The organism is Roseibium algae, from assembly GCF_037783265.1.
Classification (GTDB): Bacteria; Pseudomonadota; Alphaproteobacteria; order Rhizobiales; family Stappiaceae; genus Roseibium; species Roseibium algae.
The window spans coordinates 49,193-65,952 of record NZ_JBAKIA010000019.1 but is presented as its reverse complement, the minus strand read 5'-3'; the positions used below and the strand labels follow the sequence as shown (position 1 = coordinate 65,952).

The 16,760-nt window shown below is 54.6% G+C and carries 15 protein-coding genes and 1 pseudogene; 4 read left to right on the top strand and 12 right to left on the bottom strand.

Annotation, left to right across the window (positions count from 1 at the left end; all coding sequences use genetic code 11):
- A pseudogene (locus tag V6575_RS20550) lies at positions 1 to 113 on the top strand (IS5/IS1182 family transposase); the annotation flags it as partial.
- A gap of 9 nt (positions 114 to 122) precedes the next feature.
- Here the strand turns inward: V6575_RS20550 and V6575_RS20545 are convergent.
- The 4 genes from V6575_RS20545 to V6575_RS20530 form a co-directional block, all read right to left on the bottom strand.
- On the bottom strand, positions 123 to 551 hold the full coding sequence (locus tag V6575_RS20545; protein WP_340277061.1) for an HIT family protein: 429 nt from the start codon (positions 549 to 551) through the stop codon (positions 123 to 125).
- A gap of 312 nt (positions 552 to 863) precedes the next feature.
- Positions 864 to 2,153, bottom strand: a complete 1,290-nt coding sequence (locus V6575_RS20540; protein WP_340277059.1) for a GNAT family N-acetyltransferase — start codon at positions 2,151 to 2,153, stop codon at positions 864 to 866.
- Between the two features lie 120 nt (positions 2,154 to 2,273).
- On the bottom strand, positions 2,274 to 3,032 hold the full coding sequence (locus tag V6575_RS20535; RefSeq protein WP_340277057.1) for a glycerophosphodiester phosphodiesterase family protein: 759 nt from the start codon (positions 3,030 to 3,032) through the stop codon (positions 2,274 to 2,276).
- Positions 3,033 to 3,060: 28 nt separating this feature from the next.
- Complete coding sequence (locus V6575_RS20530) at positions 3,061 to 3,525, bottom strand: RidA family protein (RefSeq protein ID WP_340277056.1); 465 nt, start codon at positions 3,523 to 3,525, stop codon at positions 3,061 to 3,063.
- 215 nt (positions 3,526 to 3,740) lie between these two features.
- Between V6575_RS20530 and V6575_RS20525 the strand changes: the two genes are divergently transcribed.
- Positions 3,741 to 4,595: a cell envelope integrity EipB family protein gene (locus tag V6575_RS20525; RefSeq protein WP_340277055.1), complete on the top strand. Its 855-nt coding sequence runs from the start codon at positions 3,741 to 3,743 to the stop codon at positions 4,593 to 4,595.
- Between the two features lie 15 nt (positions 4,596 to 4,610).
- On the opposite strand, the gene V6575_RS20520 is transcribed toward V6575_RS20525, so the two are convergent.
- Genes V6575_RS20520 through V6575_RS20510 form a run of 3 tightly spaced genes read right to left on the bottom strand, consistent with a single transcriptional unit; the run spans position 4,611 to position 6,963 of the window.
- Entirely contained in the window at positions 4,611 to 5,951 is a 1,341-nt protein-coding gene (locus V6575_RS20520; protein ID WP_340277054.1) for a DNA polymerase IV, read from the bottom strand.
- A 48-nt stretch (positions 5,952 to 5,999) separates the two neighbouring features.
- The gene (locus V6575_RS20515; protein ID WP_340277053.1) at positions 6,000 to 6,671 is read right to left on the bottom strand and encodes a hypothetical protein; all 672 of its coding nucleotides are present in this window, start codon (positions 6,669 to 6,671) and stop codon (positions 6,000 to 6,002) included.
- Positions 6,664 to 6,963, bottom strand: coding sequence for a DUF3572 domain-containing protein (locus tag V6575_RS20510; protein WP_340277051.1), 300 nt, complete (start codon positions 6,961 to 6,963; stop codon positions 6,664 to 6,666). The genes V6575_RS20515 and V6575_RS20510 overlap by 8 nt, the downstream gene beginning before the upstream one ends.
- A gap of 142 nt (positions 6,964 to 7,105) precedes the next feature.
- Between V6575_RS20510 and V6575_RS20505 the strand changes: the two genes are divergently transcribed.
- Together V6575_RS20505 and V6575_RS20500 are read left to right on the top strand one after the other, a co-directional pair.
- Positions 7,106 to 7,477, top strand: a complete 372-nt coding sequence (locus V6575_RS20505) for a response regulator (RefSeq protein WP_340277049.1) — start codon at positions 7,106 to 7,108, stop codon at positions 7,475 to 7,477.
- A gap of 592 nt (positions 7,478 to 8,069) precedes the next feature.
- Positions 8,070 to 9,785, top strand: a complete 1,716-nt coding sequence (locus tag V6575_RS20500; protein ID WP_340277047.1) for a methyl-accepting chemotaxis protein — start codon at positions 8,070 to 8,072, stop codon at positions 9,783 to 9,785.
- 81 nt (positions 9,786 to 9,866) lie between these two features.
- Here the strand turns inward: V6575_RS20500 and rpmG are convergent, their stop codons facing one another.
- From rpmG to topA, 5 genes are all read right to left on the bottom strand, one after another.
- A complete protein-coding gene (gene rpmG, locus V6575_RS20495; protein WP_340277045.1) occupies positions 9,867 to 10,034 on the bottom strand; it encodes a 50S ribosomal protein L33 in 168 nt (55 codons plus the stop codon).
- Positions 10,035 to 10,231: 197 nt separating this feature from the next.
- Entirely contained in the window at positions 10,232 to 10,981 is a 750-nt protein-coding gene (locus V6575_RS20490) for an NUDIX hydrolase (RefSeq protein ID WP_340277043.1), read from the bottom strand.
- An 8-nt stretch (positions 10,982 to 10,989) separates the two neighbouring features.
- Positions 10,990 to 11,460 carry a DUF983 domain-containing protein gene (locus V6575_RS20485; RefSeq protein WP_340277041.1) on the bottom strand — a complete coding sequence of 157 codons (471 nt, stop codon included), beginning with the start codon at positions 11,458 to 11,460 and terminating at the stop codon, positions 10,990 to 10,992.
- The gene (gene rnr, locus V6575_RS20480) at positions 11,457 to 13,790 is read right to left on the bottom strand and encodes a ribonuclease R (protein ID WP_340277039.1); all 2,334 of its coding nucleotides are present in this window, start codon (positions 13,788 to 13,790) and stop codon (positions 11,457 to 11,459) included. Before rnr ends, V6575_RS20485 begins: the two co-directional genes overlap by 4 nt.
- Complete coding sequence (gene topA / locus V6575_RS20475) at positions 13,787 to 16,552, bottom strand: type I DNA topoisomerase (protein WP_340277038.1); 2,766 nt, start codon at positions 16,550 to 16,552, stop codon at positions 13,787 to 13,789. Before topA ends, rnr begins: the two co-directional genes overlap by 4 nt.
- Positions 16,553 to 16,760 lie beyond the last annotated feature (208 nt).

Genomic DNA, 16,760 nt, shown 5'->3' with positions numbered 1-16,760 from the left:
GGATGTTCGGCAGGCTCAAGGAGTTTCGCAGGATCGCAACTCGATATGACCGAAACGCCAAGAACTTTATGTCGTCCCTCTGCCTTGCAGCGACCGTCTGCTACTGGTTATGAGTCTGAAGCCTAGGCGAGGGCGGCGCGGATTTTGTCTGCGTTGGCGACAAGAACATCATTGTCGGCCATGTCGCCTGTGTGTGGGCGCAGCGAGACACCGTCAAATCTTGGAATGACATGAACGTGGGTGTGGAAGATCACCTGACCGCCGGCAGCTTCTGAGAACTGCTGAAGCGTTATGCCATCAGCGCCGAAGGCCTTAATCAGGGCCTGTGCCATTTTCTGGGCTGTGGCCATGAGGGAAGACAGGTCTTCAAGATCAATGTCCAGAATGTTGCGCGATGCAGCTTTCGGCACCACCAGAACATGACCATCGCCGCGCGGCATGATGTCCATGATCACCATTGTCTTGTCATCTTCATAGACCTTGTGGCTGGGCAATTCTCCGCGCAGTATTTTCGCAAGAACATTTTGATCGTCGTAAGAGGCGGCGGACATGAAGCTCATCCTTCTTTGCTGGTCATGCTTGTACTGGTCTTGGACCAGATTTCGATGCTGTTGAAACTGGCATAAAATTGAGCTGTTTCAGCAGCGAAAGCTGTAAGTTTTAGGCTTAAGTCGCTGTCAACGCTGCGTTGGTGACTTAATATATTGATTCAACGGTGAGCCTGTCTGCTGGCCGGTGTTTCAAGCCCTAAGCGGTTTTCTTCAGAATGTCTTTTGACTGTCGTGTGGTTCACAAAGTGATTCAACGCGTTGAGAAAGATGATTCTTTCCAGTGTCTTGCCTGCTTTGCTTGAAGGTGTCTTGCTACTTTCCCTCATTTCGGAATGGTGCGTGCTCAGTCAGGGCGCGGTTTTCCATATCAATGGCCTCGCGTTCCCGCTCAAGATAGTCGGCCACCGCATCGCTCAACCCTTCATGAGCGATCCAATGGGCTGAGTAGGTGGTTGTCGGTAGATAGCCGCGCGCGAGTTTGTGAGCGCCTTGAGCGCCCGCCTCGACCTTGGTAAGGCCTCGTTCTATGGCGAACTCGATTGCCTGATAGTAGCAAAGCTCGAAGTGCAGGAACGGGTGATGTTCGGTGCATCCCCAGTTCCGACCGAACAGCGTGTCTGAGCCGATGAAGTTCAGCGCTCCGGCAATGTAGCGACCTTCGCGTTTGGCCATAACCAGCAGGATTTGCTCGGACATGCGTTCGTTGAGCAGGGAGAAGAGCCTGCGGTTCAGATAAGGCCGTCCCCACTTGCGGCTGCCCGTGTCCTCGTAGAATTCGTAAAATGCATCCCAATGGGCTTCGGTCAGATCCTTGCCGGTAAGCCGCTCGATCTCAAGGCCCGAGCTGACCGCACCGAGCCGCTCTTTCTTGATGGCCTTGCGCTTTCTGGAGGCGAGGGCGTTCAGAAAATCATCAAAAGTGGCGTAGCCCGGATTTTCAAAATGAAACTGTTGATCCGTGCGCTTCAGGTAGCCAATGGCTCCGAGAGCATCCCATTCCGGTTTGGTCAGGAAGGTGGCATGGGCAGAGGAGGCATTGCTTTGTTTGCAGACCTGAACCAGTCCGGAGGCAAGAGCACTCATGCCGCTGCCTTGGTGGATGGTGGGCGATAGCAGAAAACGCCGTCCTGTTGCCGGTGTGAAGGGAACCGAGATCTGGAGCTTGGGGTAATAATTTCCGCCAGCGCGGTGAAAGGCATCGGCCCAGCCGTGATCAAAGACGTATTCGCCCTGACTATGGGTTTTCAGGTAGGCGGGAACTGCGCCCCAGACTTCGCCATTGCTGCCTTCCAGAACCAGATGTCGTGGATGCCAACCAGTTTGGGCTGTCGCGCAGCCAGATTCCTCCAAAGCATTCAAAAATGTGTGTGAGATGAAGGGGTTATAGGTTGTTTCTTGAGGAAGTGATTCCATTCCCTCAGAAACAGATTCAAGCAGCTGCCGTTCTGTCTCTTGGGTTTCGTCCAGAATGAACCCGCCACCGGGTGTCGGGGACCATCCCGGATTGGCTACACTGTCCCAGACTTCAGCTGGAATATCGCTGAGCCTTGAGAGAACACGCAGTGTTGCAGGTTGATCATCCGTAGGGTCGTTCGCCGACATCAGACAGGCTCTTGGAAATTGGATTTCATATATAGAGTGTAATGCTCGAATGCTGCGCTGCAAGGGCAGGGATGGAGATCATTCCTATTTGTGTTGCTCCAGACTTTATTCAGAGCTCACTTAGGCGTCAGGATTAAAGCCTTCGAACACGATCTGGTCAGCGTAGCGGGCGGCGCGTTCGCGTTGCTGTTCGGTGCGAACAGTCCAGGTCATGATTGGCAAGCCAATGACAGATCGCCAGAACCGTGGTCCTGAGCTTGGCAGGTCATGGATGCCGTAGGAAATGAAATGCGGCCTGGTGCGCGGGATGTGGAGCATGTTTCGCTGGATGAAACGTTCCATGCGGCTGAATTTCAACAGATCCGGCCCTTTGTGTGCGCCATGGGCTACGATGCCACGCAATACTGACGGATTGTGCGCACGTGCGATTGATATCATGTCCGGATCGAACGACTTGATACACGCGAGGCCATTGTAACCAGCGACTTGATCGACGACGCGGCGGACGAAGTCTGCCTGCGCACCGGGCACCATGCGGGACTTCAGCTCGATCACCAACGGCACCTTGCCATTCACCAGATTGAACAGATCTTGCAACAGCCACAAAGTGTCTGTTCCGGTTTTCATCGGAAGTTTTACAAGATCGGAAGATATCTGCTGGAAGACTGGTCCAGAGCCCTGAACCAGTCTGTCCAGAGTGTAGTCATGATAGACTAGCGCTTCTGTGTCTGCGGTTTCCTGAACATCGACTTCAATTGCGAAATTGCCAGCCACGGCAGCGCTGATCGCAGAGGGAGTGTTCTCAATCACACCGTCATCGGCGTTGTGAAAGCCGCGATGAGCGATGGGCCGTGACAGCAATTTTGAAATCTGGTTCATGTGCTTGGGTCTCGAACTAGAACGATGCTCAGGCGATTTCGAAAATGGCTTCGATTTCGACACCAGCGCCGAATGGCAGGGATGCTGCACTGACGGCGGAGCGTGCATGACGGCCCTTGTCGCCCATGGCTTCAACAAGGAAGTCAGAAGCGCCGTTGATCACCTGTGGCTGCTGGGCAAAGTCGGGCGTTGAATTGACGAAGCCAACGATTTTCACCAGACGGACAACCTGTTCCAGGTCACCTGTGGCGGCTTTCGCCTGAGCCAGGAGGTTGATGGCACAAAGCTTTGCCGCTGACTTGCCGTCCTTGACCGACAGATCATCGCCGAGCTTGCCAGCAAATTCCAATCCGTCAGGGCCCATGGGCAACTGACCAGAGATGAAAAGCTGGTTGCCTGTGCGGACGTAGGGAACGTAGTTCGCTGCCGGGGCAGCTGCTGTCGGCAAGGTCACGCCGAGGTCTGCAAGGCGGCTTTCGATCGTTTGGGTCATGTGAGTGCTCCGAAAAGGTCAAATTCCACAAAGTCTTCGCGCAATTCCTTTAGAGCTGCAAGGCTAAAACCCCTTGATCGGTGCTTTGGGCACCTTATTTTGATCCTGCCGGTTGACGGGGCTCAAGAGTTTGTTTCAGCCTACCTCTGGCGGCTGGGGTACGAAGCGCTTAAGCTGCTGGCTGAAATAGAGAAAACTTGCGAATGGGAGACAAAATGCTGCTCAGGACCAGATCCGCCCTGCGGACGACCTGCTTTCAGGTCGTTGTAATGATTGCGGGAACGGTGCCAGCATTGGCGTCAGTGGACATGGATCTCGTACCTCATCGTGCCGTCTATGACATGGCGCTTGGTGATGCGGATGAGGCGGCCGGTGTTGTGGGTGTGTCCGGGTTGATTGTCTATGACTTTTCCGGCAGCGCTTGTGAGGGATACAGCACGTCATTCCGGTTTGTAACCGAGTTTCAGGCGCCGGATGGAGGCTCTCAGGTAACCGATCTTCGGAATTCGTCCTATGAGGGTGGCTCTGGAGAGAGTTTTCAATTCCTTTCTAAGACCTATGTCGGCGAGAAGCTGGTTGAGTCTGTTCGTGGTTCTGCCAAGCAGGATGGAGCGGTCAAGGCCGTTTCCCTCAAAGAGCCTGAAGAGCGGGACTTTGAGATCGACCCTAAGGCGCTGTTTCCTACCATGCACATGAAAGGGATCATTGAGGCTGCCAAGGCGGGCAAAAGCTTCATGACATCGGATGTGTTTGATGGTTCGGAAACCGGTGACAAGGTCTATGCCACAACGACTGTGATCGGCGCTGGACACAAAGAACCGGTGCCCGAAAGTGATGCTCCAGATGCTGGAAAATTGGCATTGCCACCGATGAATTATTGGCCGGTGACAGTTGCCTATTTCGATCCTGCAGTATCAGGGGAAGGCGAAGAAATGCCGCTCTATCAGATGTCGTTTCTGCTTTATGAAAACGGTATCAGCCGGAAGATTTCTCTCAATTATGGCAATTTCACCATCAATGGAGCAATGCGCGAGATTGAACTGCACGAGGCAGAACCCTGCGCCAAATAGGCTGGTTCTTGTCGTCTATGAAGACGGCTTGGGTGTTTTACTGAGCCGTGCCTGATGCATCAGGCCGCGCTCTACAGCTTTATCGCCGAATTTCGTGCGCAGGGTGTCCATCGCCAGTTCAGCCTGTTTTCGCCGTCCGGCACTCTCATCCAAGAGATCTTGCGGGTCGGCGAGTTCCGGTTTGACCAGGTCATTGACGCCGATGCCGATCAGACGAAAGCGCCGCCCGTCGGTTTCCTTCTCCAGAAGCTCAATGCCTGTTCTGTAAATCCTGTCGGCCAATTGGGTCGGGTCGGGTAACTGACGTGATCGGGTGATGGTTTTGAAACTGTCGGTCTTGAGTTTCAAAGTCACTGTGCGTCCGGCAATTCCCTTGTCTTTCAGGCGGCGAGAGACTTCTTCTGCCAGATTAAGAAGGATAGGGCGAAGCTTGTCGAAACTTGAGATGTCGGTGTTGAAAGTGGTTTCATTGCTGACGCTTTTGACGCCGCGAGACGGACTGACATGTCGGTCGTCTTCGCCCTGGCTGAGTGTGGCCAGCCTGAGGCCCATCGCGCCATAACGGCGGGCAAGATCCGTTCCATCCATTTTTTGCAGCTGGCCGATTGTCCGAATGCCATCGGAAGCGAGCTTCTTTTGAAACACCTTGCCGACGCCCCAGATCATGCCGACAGGCTTGTCCGCCAGGAAGGTCTTTGCCTCAGCCGCGCCAATGATTGAAAAGCCTCGTGGTTTTTCAAAATCTGAGGCCAGTTTGGCGAGGAATTTGTTGGCGGCCAAACCCACCGATGTGCTGATGCCGATATCCGTCTCAAGATCCCTGACGAAGCGGGCCAGTGTTTCAGCAGCCGTCGCGTGGTGAAGTCTTTCGGTGCCGGTCAGGTCGAGAAAGGCTTCGTCAATCGAGAGAGGTTCGACCAACGGGGTCAGTGCCTTCATCCGTTCGCGTATCTCGTGCCCGACTTTCGCATATTTCTCCATATTGGGCCTGATGACCACAGCATCGGGGCAGGCTTCCATCGCCTTGAACATGGGCATGGCGGAGCGCACGCCGTAGATACGGGCGATGTAGCAGCAGGTGGAGACAACGCCGCGCCGACCGCCTCCAATGATAACGGGTTGGTCCCGGATATCGGGATTATCCCGCTTTTCGACGGCGGCAAAAAAGGCATCGCAGTCAATATGGGCAATGGTGAGCTGGTCCAGCTCCGGATGCTTCAAAAGGCGCGGGCTACCACAGGACATGCAACGGCTGCGGGGCAGGGGCGAGCGGGCACCGCAATCCCTGCAAAGAGAGGAATTGGCCGCTGTTGTCGTAACTTGCCCGGTTGAGGGCTTTGCGCCGTCCTGTGTCATGAGTTCGTTCGCTGATGCGCCCGGTGAAGTATGATGCCGCAGGCCTGCTCAGATGTCTTTTATGCTGGCAGCGATAAAGTCTGCTGTTTCTGACCAGTTGCCAGTCAGAAGATCAATATGTGGAGCTGGCTCCATACTGCCACGGAACCGGTCGTCGGCGATGAATTGCACCAGAGAGGCGGATGGCAGGCTGGCATTGACAGAGGCATGATTGGCCGGGCTGTCATCGATAAAGATGACCGGATTGGGCCTGCCTTTGGAAAGGGCTGCAACCGCGCCGCCCTTGGGGCCAGAATTGGTCAGGACCGGGTAGGGGATGTTCATCCTGGCCAGAAGTTTTTCGCGAATTGGTTTGTTGTGTGCGCCCGGAAGATTGGTCAGCAGAATAACTTCGTGGGTTTCTGCAATTCGAGCCAGCCCTGTGTCTGCGCCATCAACCATTTGCTGACGGTGGCTTTCCTCATCAAAGAAACGGATCAGGTGACGGCGGACTTCCTCGCCCGGTAAAGGGGTCAGTTCTTCCTTATGGCCAATGTTGCCGGTGAATTTGTAGGTATGCTTCAGAAAGACAAGATCATTGGCCTTCAGATAGCTCTCCAAATGGCTGACGAGGTGGAGAATCACTTCATCAACATCACAAATGACCAGCGCGCGGTTAGAGTGAGGGAGCGCATTGATCTGGTCGAGAACAAGGCGGGTGGCGGACTGTGGTTCAGGCATAGTCGGCGGGATCCCCTACCAGAGCAAAACGGGCAGCTGCAATCATGGTTGGTCGGACACCGGTGTTCTCACAATAGACCAGCAGCATGGCTTCATCGCTCATGAAGTACTCCAGAACCCCAGCCAGGAAGCCCGGTTCCTCTGCTGCATCGCGAATCGATTCCGGCCCAATTCCTGAAACAGCGAGAAATCGTCCAACCTGTTCGGGGTCTTTTGAAAGGTGCAAGAGGGCTTCCGTAGCGATCTCTTGAGCTTTTTCATATGTCATCGCCGAAGCGGACTTGCCAAGCATTGCGAATTTTTGCCTTTCTGAAACGATTCCACGTTAAAAGGGAAACTAATGGGGTGTGAGGATGCGCGCTACTGCCGACTGGCAGTTGGCTGCATTCAACTGACAATTTACCGGCATGACGCCGGATCAAAAGGGCCGAGCAATGGCGAAGACCGTGCTGATCGTGGAAGACAACGAGCTGAACATGAAGCTGTTTCATGACCTGCTCGAAGCGCACGGCTATGATACGCTGCAAACACGCACAGGCATAGAGGCGCTGGAACTTGCCCGTGCCCATCATCCTGACCTGATCCTGATGGATATCCAGCTTCCGGAAGTCTCCGGGCTGGAAGTCACCAAGTGGATCAAGGAAGATGATGACCTGTGCACCATCCCGGTAATTGCCGTCACGGCTTTTGCCATGAAGGGGGATGAAGAACGGATTCGCCAGGGTGGATGCGAGGCCTATATTTCCAAACCAATTTCGGTGGCGCGCTTTCTTGAAACTGTAAGATCCTATCTCGGCGATACTTGATCAAAGCCTGGTTGTGATTGCGGCTTTGCCCGGGGCTTGGCAAAGCGGGGCGTTTTTACCTCAGAAGCGCTCGTGCGTTAAGGTTACGAATTTACTAAGTTCTGATGACGTTCGTCAAAATCACCTTGGTTTGGTTGATTTTACCTGGCTGTCTTGTAGGGTGCGCTCGTTGTTAGAGGGATGTATTGCTCTCACAACGCTGCGCATTGAGCGTGGAATTCCCCTACGGGGCGCTCAGGTCCGCCGCATCTCCTGGGTCCGTGGGGCCGGCCGGTGTGGAAACAAGTCGAAGAGTGGCCTCCTCGTTGCTTGTGACCCACCGGCCACCTTTAAATATATTACCTGTTCCATAAATTCAGCTTTGAAGCCGTGAGGAATGTTTTTTATTCCCGCTATGTTTATTGGTGTTTTTACTGTTGTAATTTTCTGTATGGTAATTTTTTTGACCTAAAGTCATAAAAATGTGTTCTTGAATTAAATTAAACTGATGATGATTTATTGTGAGTATTATTTTCATATATAGTCTATTTACTTACAATTAATTGCCAAGTGCCAGTCTGGATCAAAACCTAACCATACGTTTGGATTCCTGATGACCCAATTCTTGTCAAAAATGAAGATGACAACTGCCATGGCTCTTGCCAGTGGAGGTTTTTTGACACTGGCAATGATTGTCGTTGGCTTCATTGTTTATTCCGTTGCTGAAAATCAGGCTACCAACGGGGCGTTGGCCAAGCAGGGGATTAATCTTCGGGTCGCTGCAACCATGCTCAATGAGCAGGTTGAAGACGTGAATGTAAAATGGACAGCAGCTGGCAATGTGAGCCGCATTGAAGTTGCGGCCCTTCCGGAGTTCACCTCTCATGAGTTGATCGATTCCATTGGTCGAATGACAGGAGAGACTGCAACTGTCTTTGCTTGGGATCCTGAGACCAAAGATTTCTGGAGAAAGACCACCAATATTATCAAGCCAGATGGCAAGCGTGCTGTTGGTACGCCGCTGGGCATCAAAGGTGCCGTTTACCCAGTCGTGACAAAGGGCCAGACCTTTGAGGGGCAGGCTACAATCCTTGGCAAGGACTATTACACCATCTATCAGCCGATTTTTACGTCTTCCAATCAGATTATTGGCATTTTGTATGCTGGTGTTGAAAAGGCTGCAATCCAGGCCAATGTGTCTGAGTTGATGACACGATTTGCAATGTTTGTGTTGCCGGTTGTTCTGGTAGCTGTTGGTTTGACTGTCTTCATGGTTCAGAGGCTTCTGCGTCCTGTGACTCGCTTGGCCGAGATTACCGGTCGTATCGCTGATGATGAACTTGACGTTGATGTGCCGCATACGGAGCGCACCGATCAGATTGGCCAGATGGCGATTGCAGTGTCTGCCTTGAAACAAAAATCCCAGGAGCGTGCCGAGTTAGCACGTCAGCAGGATCAAAGTGATGCTGCGATTGTCGATCGCCAGTCCCGCATTGAAGACTTGATCTCAGGTTTCCGCTCCACTGTAGCAACTTTGCTGGAATCTGTCGGAGAGACGGCAGAAGGCCTGGATGGCACCGCTCAATCCCTGACTGAAATTGCCCGTGAAAGTTCCGGCTATGCGACAGAGACGCTTGGCTCCTCTGATGAGGCAACTCAGAACGTTCAAACGGTTGCCAGTGCGGCTGAAGAACTTGCTGCGTCCATTGGCGAGATATCCCGTCAGGTTTCCCAGACCACAGAAGTGGTCGGACGTGCAACCGAGGGCACTCGGGTGACGAACGAGAAGGTCGAGGGACTTGCTGCCTCTGCAACCAAGATCGGCGAAGTGGTCACGCTCATTCAGGCAATTGCCGAGCAGACCAACTTGCTTGCCTTGAACGCGACCATTGAAGCGGCCCGTGCCGGTGAAGCGGGCAAGGGATTTGCGGTCGTTGCATCCGAAGTCAAGGAGCTGGCAACACAGACTTCCAAGGCAACAGAGGAAATCGGAGCCCAGATCGCAGCGATCCAAAGCGCAACGAAAGAATCTGTTCAGGCGATTGCCGAGATCACGGGGATCATGGAAGAGGTGAGCAGTTACACCACGACCATTGCTTCCGCGGTTGAAGAGCAGGGGTCTGCCACGACGGAAATTTCGCAGAACGTCCAACGCGCCGCTATGGGGACAATGTCCGTGTCATCCAGCATGACGAAGTTGTCAGAAGCTGTGACACAGACCTCGACGTCTGCAGAGATGGTCTTGTCTGCTTCTGGCGAGGTGGGCTCTAAGACAGACACGCTCAAGAGCGAAGTCGAACAGTTCCTCAATCAGGTGGCCGCCGCCTGATCTGGTCTGCACCCTGGTATCAGAAACGAAAAAGCCCGCTGAAATTCAGCGGGCTTTTTTGTATTCAGCGTTTGATCAAAATTACTTGATCTTGGCTTCCTTGAATTCCACGTGCTTCCGCGCAACCGGGTCATATTTTTTCATGACCATTTTCTCGGTCATTGTGCGGGAGTTTTTCTTGGTGACATAGAAAAAGCCTGTGTCAGCAGTAGAGAGAAGCTTGATCTTGATTGTGGTCGCCTTGGCCATGGCCTTGGATCCTGTTTTGTTTGATTGGGCAAAGGTTTATGGTGGCCAGGGTCGCTGGCGATCAATCTGCCGCAGATGTCGAATTTAGCGCGCAAATTACCCATCGCTGGCGCAAAGTCAAGCTTTGCCAAGTCATGGATCCCTATTTCCCCGAAACTCCGCGCTTTTAGGCTTCGAGGACGACTATTATCTAGATATCAGATCTGGTTTTTTTGGAAATCCCCGTTCTTGTAAAAATAAAACGGAACAGCTGATTCCGGTGCCAGGTCCGGATCAAATTCAAGTCGCTCGCCCAGGTCCTGTAAAATTTGCCGTGTGATCATGGGAAGCTCGTCCATACTCGCAGCTTCGTCCAGCGTCAGCCAGGCAATGTCCTCAAGCTCTCCAGAGGGGCCTGTACCGCTTTCCAGCCTGTCAGCAATCGAATGTGCGGAGACAGCGAGAAAGCGCGTGTCGAAGCGCCGAGAGCGGTTTGGAGGTGTGATTGCACGGGCAATCATTCGAAGAGGCTCTAGGTCGGGCATGATGCTGCGGGTGGCAAAGTCTTCAAAGCCCTTGCCGAGATGGATTTTTTCAGCGTGATCAACTTTGCGGCCAATGAATAGCCCGGCTTCTTCATAGGTCTCCCGAATGGCAGCCAATGCAAAGGCACGCACACGAGCGGGGGTCTTTGGACCTTTGAGCTGATCGGACAGCTTTGCTTCCACGACAGGATGATAGTCGCGCACAACAGAAATGCGCGAGTCCGAAGGATCCAGCCTGCCACCTGGAAAGACAAACTTGCCAGGCATGAAGGTGTGGCGCATATGACGGCGCCCCATCAGGACACGAGTGTCTTTACCCTTGCCTTCAAGAATCAGCAGGGTGGCCGCGTCCTTTGGCCGGATATACGGGTACTTGCCCGCTTGTTCGTCCTTGCCGAACTTGGCGGCCAAGCCTGTTTTCATGGGTGAACTCATTGTTGAGATCGCAATGTGTCTGCGGGATCCGGTTCGGGCAGATCTTCAGTGGTCTCCGGGTCGAAGCCATGCATGTAGAGCGCCCACTGAAGACCCACGAGAGACCCTTTGATTGGTCGCAAAAATCCCAGAGAGAGCAGTATCGTCAGCGGCAGCCAAAGCGCCATGTGTATCCAAAGCGCTGGCCGATAGAACACCTCGACGGCGAGTAGGGCCGGGATGATGATGTGACCGACAATCGTGACAGTGAAATATGGCGGTGCATCGTCGGCGCGCTGATGGTGAATTTCCTCACCGCAGGCCTGACAGGAGTGCACGGTGGTCAGATAGCCATTGAACAACTTACCTTTGCCGCAGGCCGGGCAACGATTGAGCAAGCCCCTGCCAACGGCCCGCATCACATTACGGGCAGGCTTGGCATCCGGTATGTCGACGTCTGCAGCGTGGGATGTATAGGTGACGTTCATCGCTTCTTCTTCCCGGTTCTCGGCTTAGTCGAAGCCTTGGACCGGCGGGATGGGCCGCGTCCACGCGGGGGACCGGACTTTTTTGGCCCGGAACTGCGCAGACGTTTGCCGACAATGCGTCCCGGGGTCATGATCTCGAACCTCAGGGCACCAGCAAAGGGAGCCGCTTCAACCAGCTTGACTTCAACACTATCCCCAAGCTGGTAGGTTTCTCCGCTTTTGTCACCTATTAGCGAATGCGACCCTTCGTCATACCTGTAGTAATCAAGACCAATGGTTGATGCTGGCACGAAGCCATCTGCGCCTGTGTCTGCCAGGCGGATGAACATGCCTGATTTCACCACACCTGCAATACGTCCCTTGAAGGTCGCGCCGATCTGCTCGGACATCCAAAGCGCAATCAGCCGGTCAATCGTATCGCGTTCGGCCAGCATGGCGCGGCGCTCTGCAGATGAGATTTCCGCACCAATGACATCCAGTTTGGATTCGATGCCATCGGGCAGGCCGTCATCGCCAAAGCCCATGGCCTTGACCAGACCACGATGGACGATCAGATCGGCATATCGACGAATTGGCGACGTGAAATGGGCGTATCGGCGCAGGTTCAGGCCAAAGTGACCAATGTTTTGCGGTGAGTATTCCGCCTGGGCCTGGCTACGCAACACCACTTCGTTGACGACCGGTGCCTGCGGCGTGTCCTTCACCTTTGCCAGAAGGCCATTGAACATGGCAGGTCGGAGGCCGCCGGAAGATGGCAGCTTCATATCGATGGTCGAAAGGAATTCTTTCAGGGATTCCAGTTTTTCGGGGCTGGAAGCATCATGAATGCGGTAAAGTAGGGGAGATTTCTTTTTCTCCAGCGTTTCAGCCGCGGCCACATTGGCCTGGATCATGAATTCCTCGATCAGCTTGTGAGCATCCAGGCGCTCCGGCACAAAGACGTGGTCCACTGTGCCGTCGTCTTTCAGCTTGATCTTGCGTTCCGGCAGATCGAGTTCCAGCGGTTCGCGGGCATCGCGCCCAGCCTTCAAGGTGGCGTAGGCGTCCCACAGAGGCTTCAGGACGCCATCAACAAGCGTTTCCGTCTTGTCGTCTGTAATGCCCTCGATTGCCTTCTGAGCCTGTTCGTAGGACAGTTTCGCTGCCGAGCGCATCAGTACCCGGTGGAATGTATGGCTTACCTTGCGACCTGACTTGTCGAAGATCATCCGCACAGCCATGGCCGGACGCTCTTCTTTCTCGCGCAGGGAGCAAAGGTTGTTCGAGATCCGCTCTGGCAACATCGGGATCACACGGTCGGGGAAATAGACCGAGTTGCCGCGAAGATGCGCTTCACGATCCAGCGCCGAGCCGGGGCGGATGTAATGGGCGACATCTGCGATGGCGACATAGGCGATGTGACCGCCTTCATTGGCCGGATCTTCGTCCGGTTCGGCAAAGACGGCGTCGTCGTGATCCTTGGCGTCGGCCGGATCAATCGTGACGAGCGGTATTTTGCGCCAGTCTTCCCGTTTGCCAAGGGTAACCGGCTTGGCGCTTTCTGATTCCAGTTCAACTGCAGCCAGGAAAACATGCGGGATCGAATGAACCTGAAGGGCGATTTCAGAAACAGCTTTTTCCGACTTCATCGAGCCGAAGCGCTCGACGATGGCCGCGCGCGGTGTGCCGTATTTTCCGGTCCGCACCACCTGAACACTGACGAGGTCGCCATCTTTGGCGTCCTTCAGGTCGGTGGGGTCAACGTCCAGCTCGCGCTGCTTGCGATCAATCGGTTCCAGAAACGGTGGGCGTTCGCCTTCACGGTGCCTCAAAATGCCAAGAACTGCGCCTTGCTGTTTTTCGAGGACCTTGATCACCCGGCCAGTGTGTTGGGCTTCCGGGCCGCTGTCGATGTCCGCTAGACGGATGAGGGCACGGTCACCGACGCCAGGTTGAGGTGCTTTGCCCTTGGCTGTCAGCACAAGCACTTTGGGCGCTTGTCCTGCTTCTTCGTCCCAGTCGACAGGCTCCCCAAGCAGTTCGCCGTCAATATCGCGGGCGATCAGACTGACCACGAAGACTGGCGGCAGATCGCCGGGTCGGATCAAGCGTTTTTGACGCTTTTCAACCATACCGTCTTCAGCCAGATCCTTGAGGATCTTTTTCAGCTGAATTCTGGCCGCTCCGACAATGCCGAAATGGCGAGCGATTTCGCGTTTACCTGCTTTGCCGGGATTTTCGGCGATAAAGGTCAGAATCGCATCGCGGGACGGGAATTCACCGGGCGTCTTGTCTCTGCCAGTGGTTTTGCGTCTTGTCGGTTTGGCGGGACCTGTGCGTCGTGCGCTCAAGATGCGTTTTCCGGGGTTGGCTCATCAGCCGGCTCTTTAGCCTTGGCTGCGGGCTTTTTGGCGGCTGGCTTTTTAGCCGCCGGTTTTTTCGCCGGTGCGGCTGTCTCGCCATCAGCCGATTTAGCAGCGGCTGTCTTTGCCGGAGCCTTCTTGGCCGCAGTTTTTTTTGCAGCTGTCTTCTTTGCTGCGGGCTTTTTGGCTGCTGGTTTTTTCGCAGCTGCCTTTTTCTTGGTGCCGCCCTTGGCTGCCTTCGCCGCGATCAGCTCAACAGCCTGTTCCATGGTCAGCGTTGCCGGGTCTGTGTCTTTGGGCAGCGTTGCGTTGATCTTGCCATGTTTGACGTAAGGTCCGTAGCGACCGTCATAGACGTTGATCGGTCCGCCTTCTTCAGGATGCTCGCCGAGCTCCTTCAGTGCGGTTGCCGCTACACGGCCACGTCCGCCCTTGGCACGCTTTTCAGCCAGCGCATCGACCGCACGGTTGATGCCAACGGTGAAGACTTCATCGGGGGAAGACAGATTGGCATAAGTGCCATCATGCAGGACAAAGGGGCCATAACGGCCAATGCCTGCCGTGATCATCTTGCTGTCTTCGGGGTGCGGGCCAACTTCACGGGGCAGGGACAGAAGCTGGAGAGCCTTGTCCAGATCCATCTCGGAAGCAGACCAGCCTTTAGGCAGGGATGAACGCTTCGGCTTGGCTTCTTCGCCGAGCTGAACGTAAGGGCCGAACCGACCAGTTCTCAGAGAAATATCCAGATCTGTTTCGGGATCCTTGCCCAGAACCTTCGGTCCTTCAGCCGCATCGCCATCCCCATCGCCGCCCTTGGCGAGTTGACGTGTGAAGCTGCACTCAGGGTAGTTGGAGCACCCGATGAAAGCGCCAAAACGGCTGACCTTCAGGGATAGCTGACCATCAGAGCAGGTCGGGCAGGCGCGTGGTGCTGTGCCGTCTTCCTTTTCCGGGAAGATATGTGGAGCCAGAAGATCATTCAGCGCATCTAGCACCTGAGTAACCCGAAGGTCCTTGATTTCATCGACTGCGCCGGAGAAGTCTCTCCAGAAGTCATTGAGAACATCCAGCCAGGACAATTCACCCGCAGAGATCTTGTCGAGCTGTTCTTCAAGGCTGGCTGTGAAGTCGAATTCCACATAGCGGTTGAAGAAACTTTCCAGGAAAGCGATGACGATGCGGCCCTTGTCCTGTGGGACGAGCTGCTTCTTTTCCATCTCGACATAGTCGCGGTCTTGCAGCGTCTGGAGGGTCGATGCATAGGTCGATGGACGACCGATGCTGAGTTCTTCCATCTTTTTGACGATGCTGGCTTCTGTGTAGCGCGGCGGCGGTGTCGTGAAATGCTGGGCTGCTTCAATCGGCTCGGCTGCTGTGTCGACAGCACCAAGGGCAAGGGCAGCGCCTTGATCAACAGCAGGCAGACGGCGGGAGGCTTCGTCCTCTTCGTCGTCGCGGCTTTCCTGATAAAGGGCAAAGAAACCATCAAAGCGGACAACCGAACCGGTGACGCGCAGCGCTGCTTTCTTGCCTGAGCCATTGGCATCGATGTCGATGGTGGTGCGCTCCAGAATGGCAGATTCCATCTGGCTGGCCATGGTGCGTTTCCAGATCAGGTCGTAAAGGCGAGCCTGATCGGCATCAAGGAACTTGGCAACATCTTTCGGGCGACGGCTGAGCTCTGTCGGGCGGACCGCTTCGTGGGCCTCTTGGGCATTCTTGGCTTTTGTCGAATAGAAACGCTGTTTTTCCGGCACATATTTGTCGCCGAAGTCTTTGGCGATCACGGAGCGCGCCTCGGAAATCGCTTCCTGGGCGATCTGCACACCATCAGTACGCATATAGGTGATCAAACCAGTGGTTTCACCTCCGATGGTGATGCCTTCATAGAGCTTTTGAGCAACCTGCATGGCGCGGGATGCGGAAAAGCCGAGCTTGCGCGAGGCTTCCTGCTGCAGGGTAGAGGTTGTGAACGGCGGCTGCGGATTGCGCTTGGTCGGCTTGGAGGCAACGCTGGCAACCTCAAAGCTGGATGCCTGCAGCATTGCCTTGATGTCTGTGGCTTCGGCTTCGCTGCGAATGTCGAGACGGCCGATCTTCTTGCCATCATAACCAACAAGAGAGGCTGGCAAAGCTTCACCAGCAGGGGTCTTGAGGTGGGTCAGGATCGACCAGTATTCCTGAGGCTTGAAAACCTCGATTTCCATTTCGCGGTCGGTCAGCAGGCGCAGGGCAACAGACTGCACCCGGCCAGCAGATCGAGCGCCTGGAAGCTTGCGCCACAGAACCGGCGACAGGGTGAAGCCAACGAGGTAATCTAGTGCACGGCGGGCCAGATAGGCATCGACCAGTGGCGTATCCAGCTGGCGTGGGTTCTTCATGGCCTCAAGAATGGACGACTTGGTGATCGCATTGAACACGACGCGCTCGACCGGCTTGTCCTTGATCAATTTCTTCTTCTGCAAAACTTCCAGAACGTGCCAGGAAATCGCTTCTCCTTCTCTATCCGGATCGGTCGCGAGAATGAGGCTGTCTGCCTCCTTCATGGCGTTGGCGATCTCGGTGAGACGCTTCTGCGATTTGCTGTCGACTTGCCAGCTCATGGCAAAGTCTTCGTCTGGTAGGACGGATCCATCTTTTGGCGGCAAATCGCGAACGTGGCCGTAAGAGGCAAGCACGTGGTAGTCGGAGCCGAGATATTTATTGATCGTCTTGGCCTTGGCCGGCGATTCCACAATGACGAGTTTCATCAGTACCCAAACGCTGGTTGCCGGGTTCGCCGCCGATTTCAGTGGCGCGTTCCTCAGGCGGAAATATGAAGTCTTTGACTGGCGACGATCAAGGATCACGCGCCGCCTGTCAAATGGACCTTTCGAAACCTGTGGTCAAGTCGCGCTTTTCCAACAGTCTGAACAAGCTTGAACGTGGATACGTAAATTACGTTCAAAAAGAGAGCGG

Coding starts and splice junctions, on each gene's coding strand:
- V6575_RS20545 (WP_340277061.1), bottom strand. CDS start 551: ATGTCCGCCGCCTCTTACGACGATCAAAATGTTCTTGCGAAAATACTG.
- V6575_RS20540 (WP_340277059.1), bottom strand. CDS start 2,153: ATGTCGGCGAACGACCCTACGGATGATCAACCTGCAACACTGCGTGTT.
- V6575_RS20535 (WP_340277057.1), bottom strand. CDS start 3,032: ATGAACCAGATTTCAAAATTGCTGTCACGGCCCATCGCTCATCGCGGC.
- V6575_RS20530 (WP_340277056.1), bottom strand. CDS start 3,525: ATGACCCAAACGATCGAAAGCCGCCTTGCAGACCTCGGCGTGACCTTG.
- V6575_RS20525 (WP_340277055.1), top strand. CDS start 3,741: ATGCTGCTCAGGACCAGATCCGCCCTGCGGACGACCTGCTTTCAGGTC.
- V6575_RS20520 (WP_340277054.1), bottom strand. CDS start 5,951: ATGACACAGGACGGCGCAAAGCCCTCAACCGGGCAAGTTACGACAACA.
- V6575_RS20515 (WP_340277053.1), bottom strand. CDS start 6,671: ATGCCTGAACCACAGTCCGCCACCCGCCTTGTTCTCGACCAGATCAAT.
- V6575_RS20510 (WP_340277051.1), bottom strand. CDS start 6,963: ATGCTTGGCAAGTCCGCTTCGGCGATGACATATGAAAAAGCTCAAGAG.
- V6575_RS20505 (WP_340277049.1), top strand. CDS start 7,106: ATGGCGAAGACCGTGCTGATCGTGGAAGACAACGAGCTGAACATGAAG.
- V6575_RS20500 (WP_340277047.1), top strand. CDS start 8,070: ATGACCCAATTCTTGTCAAAAATGAAGATGACAACTGCCATGGCTCTT.
- rpmG (WP_340277045.1), bottom strand. CDS start 10,034: ATGGCCAAGGCGACCACAATCAAGATCAAGCTTCTCTCTACTGCTGAC.
- V6575_RS20490 (WP_340277043.1), bottom strand. CDS start 10,981: ATGAAAACAGGCTTGGCCGCCAAGTTCGGCAAGGACGAACAAGCGGGC.
- V6575_RS20485 (WP_340277041.1), bottom strand. CDS start 11,460: ATGAACGTCACCTATACATCCCACGCTGCAGACGTCGACATACCGGAT.
- topA (WP_340277038.1), bottom strand. CDS start 16,552: ATGAAACTCGTCATTGTGGAATCGCCGGCCAAGGCCAAGACGATCAAT.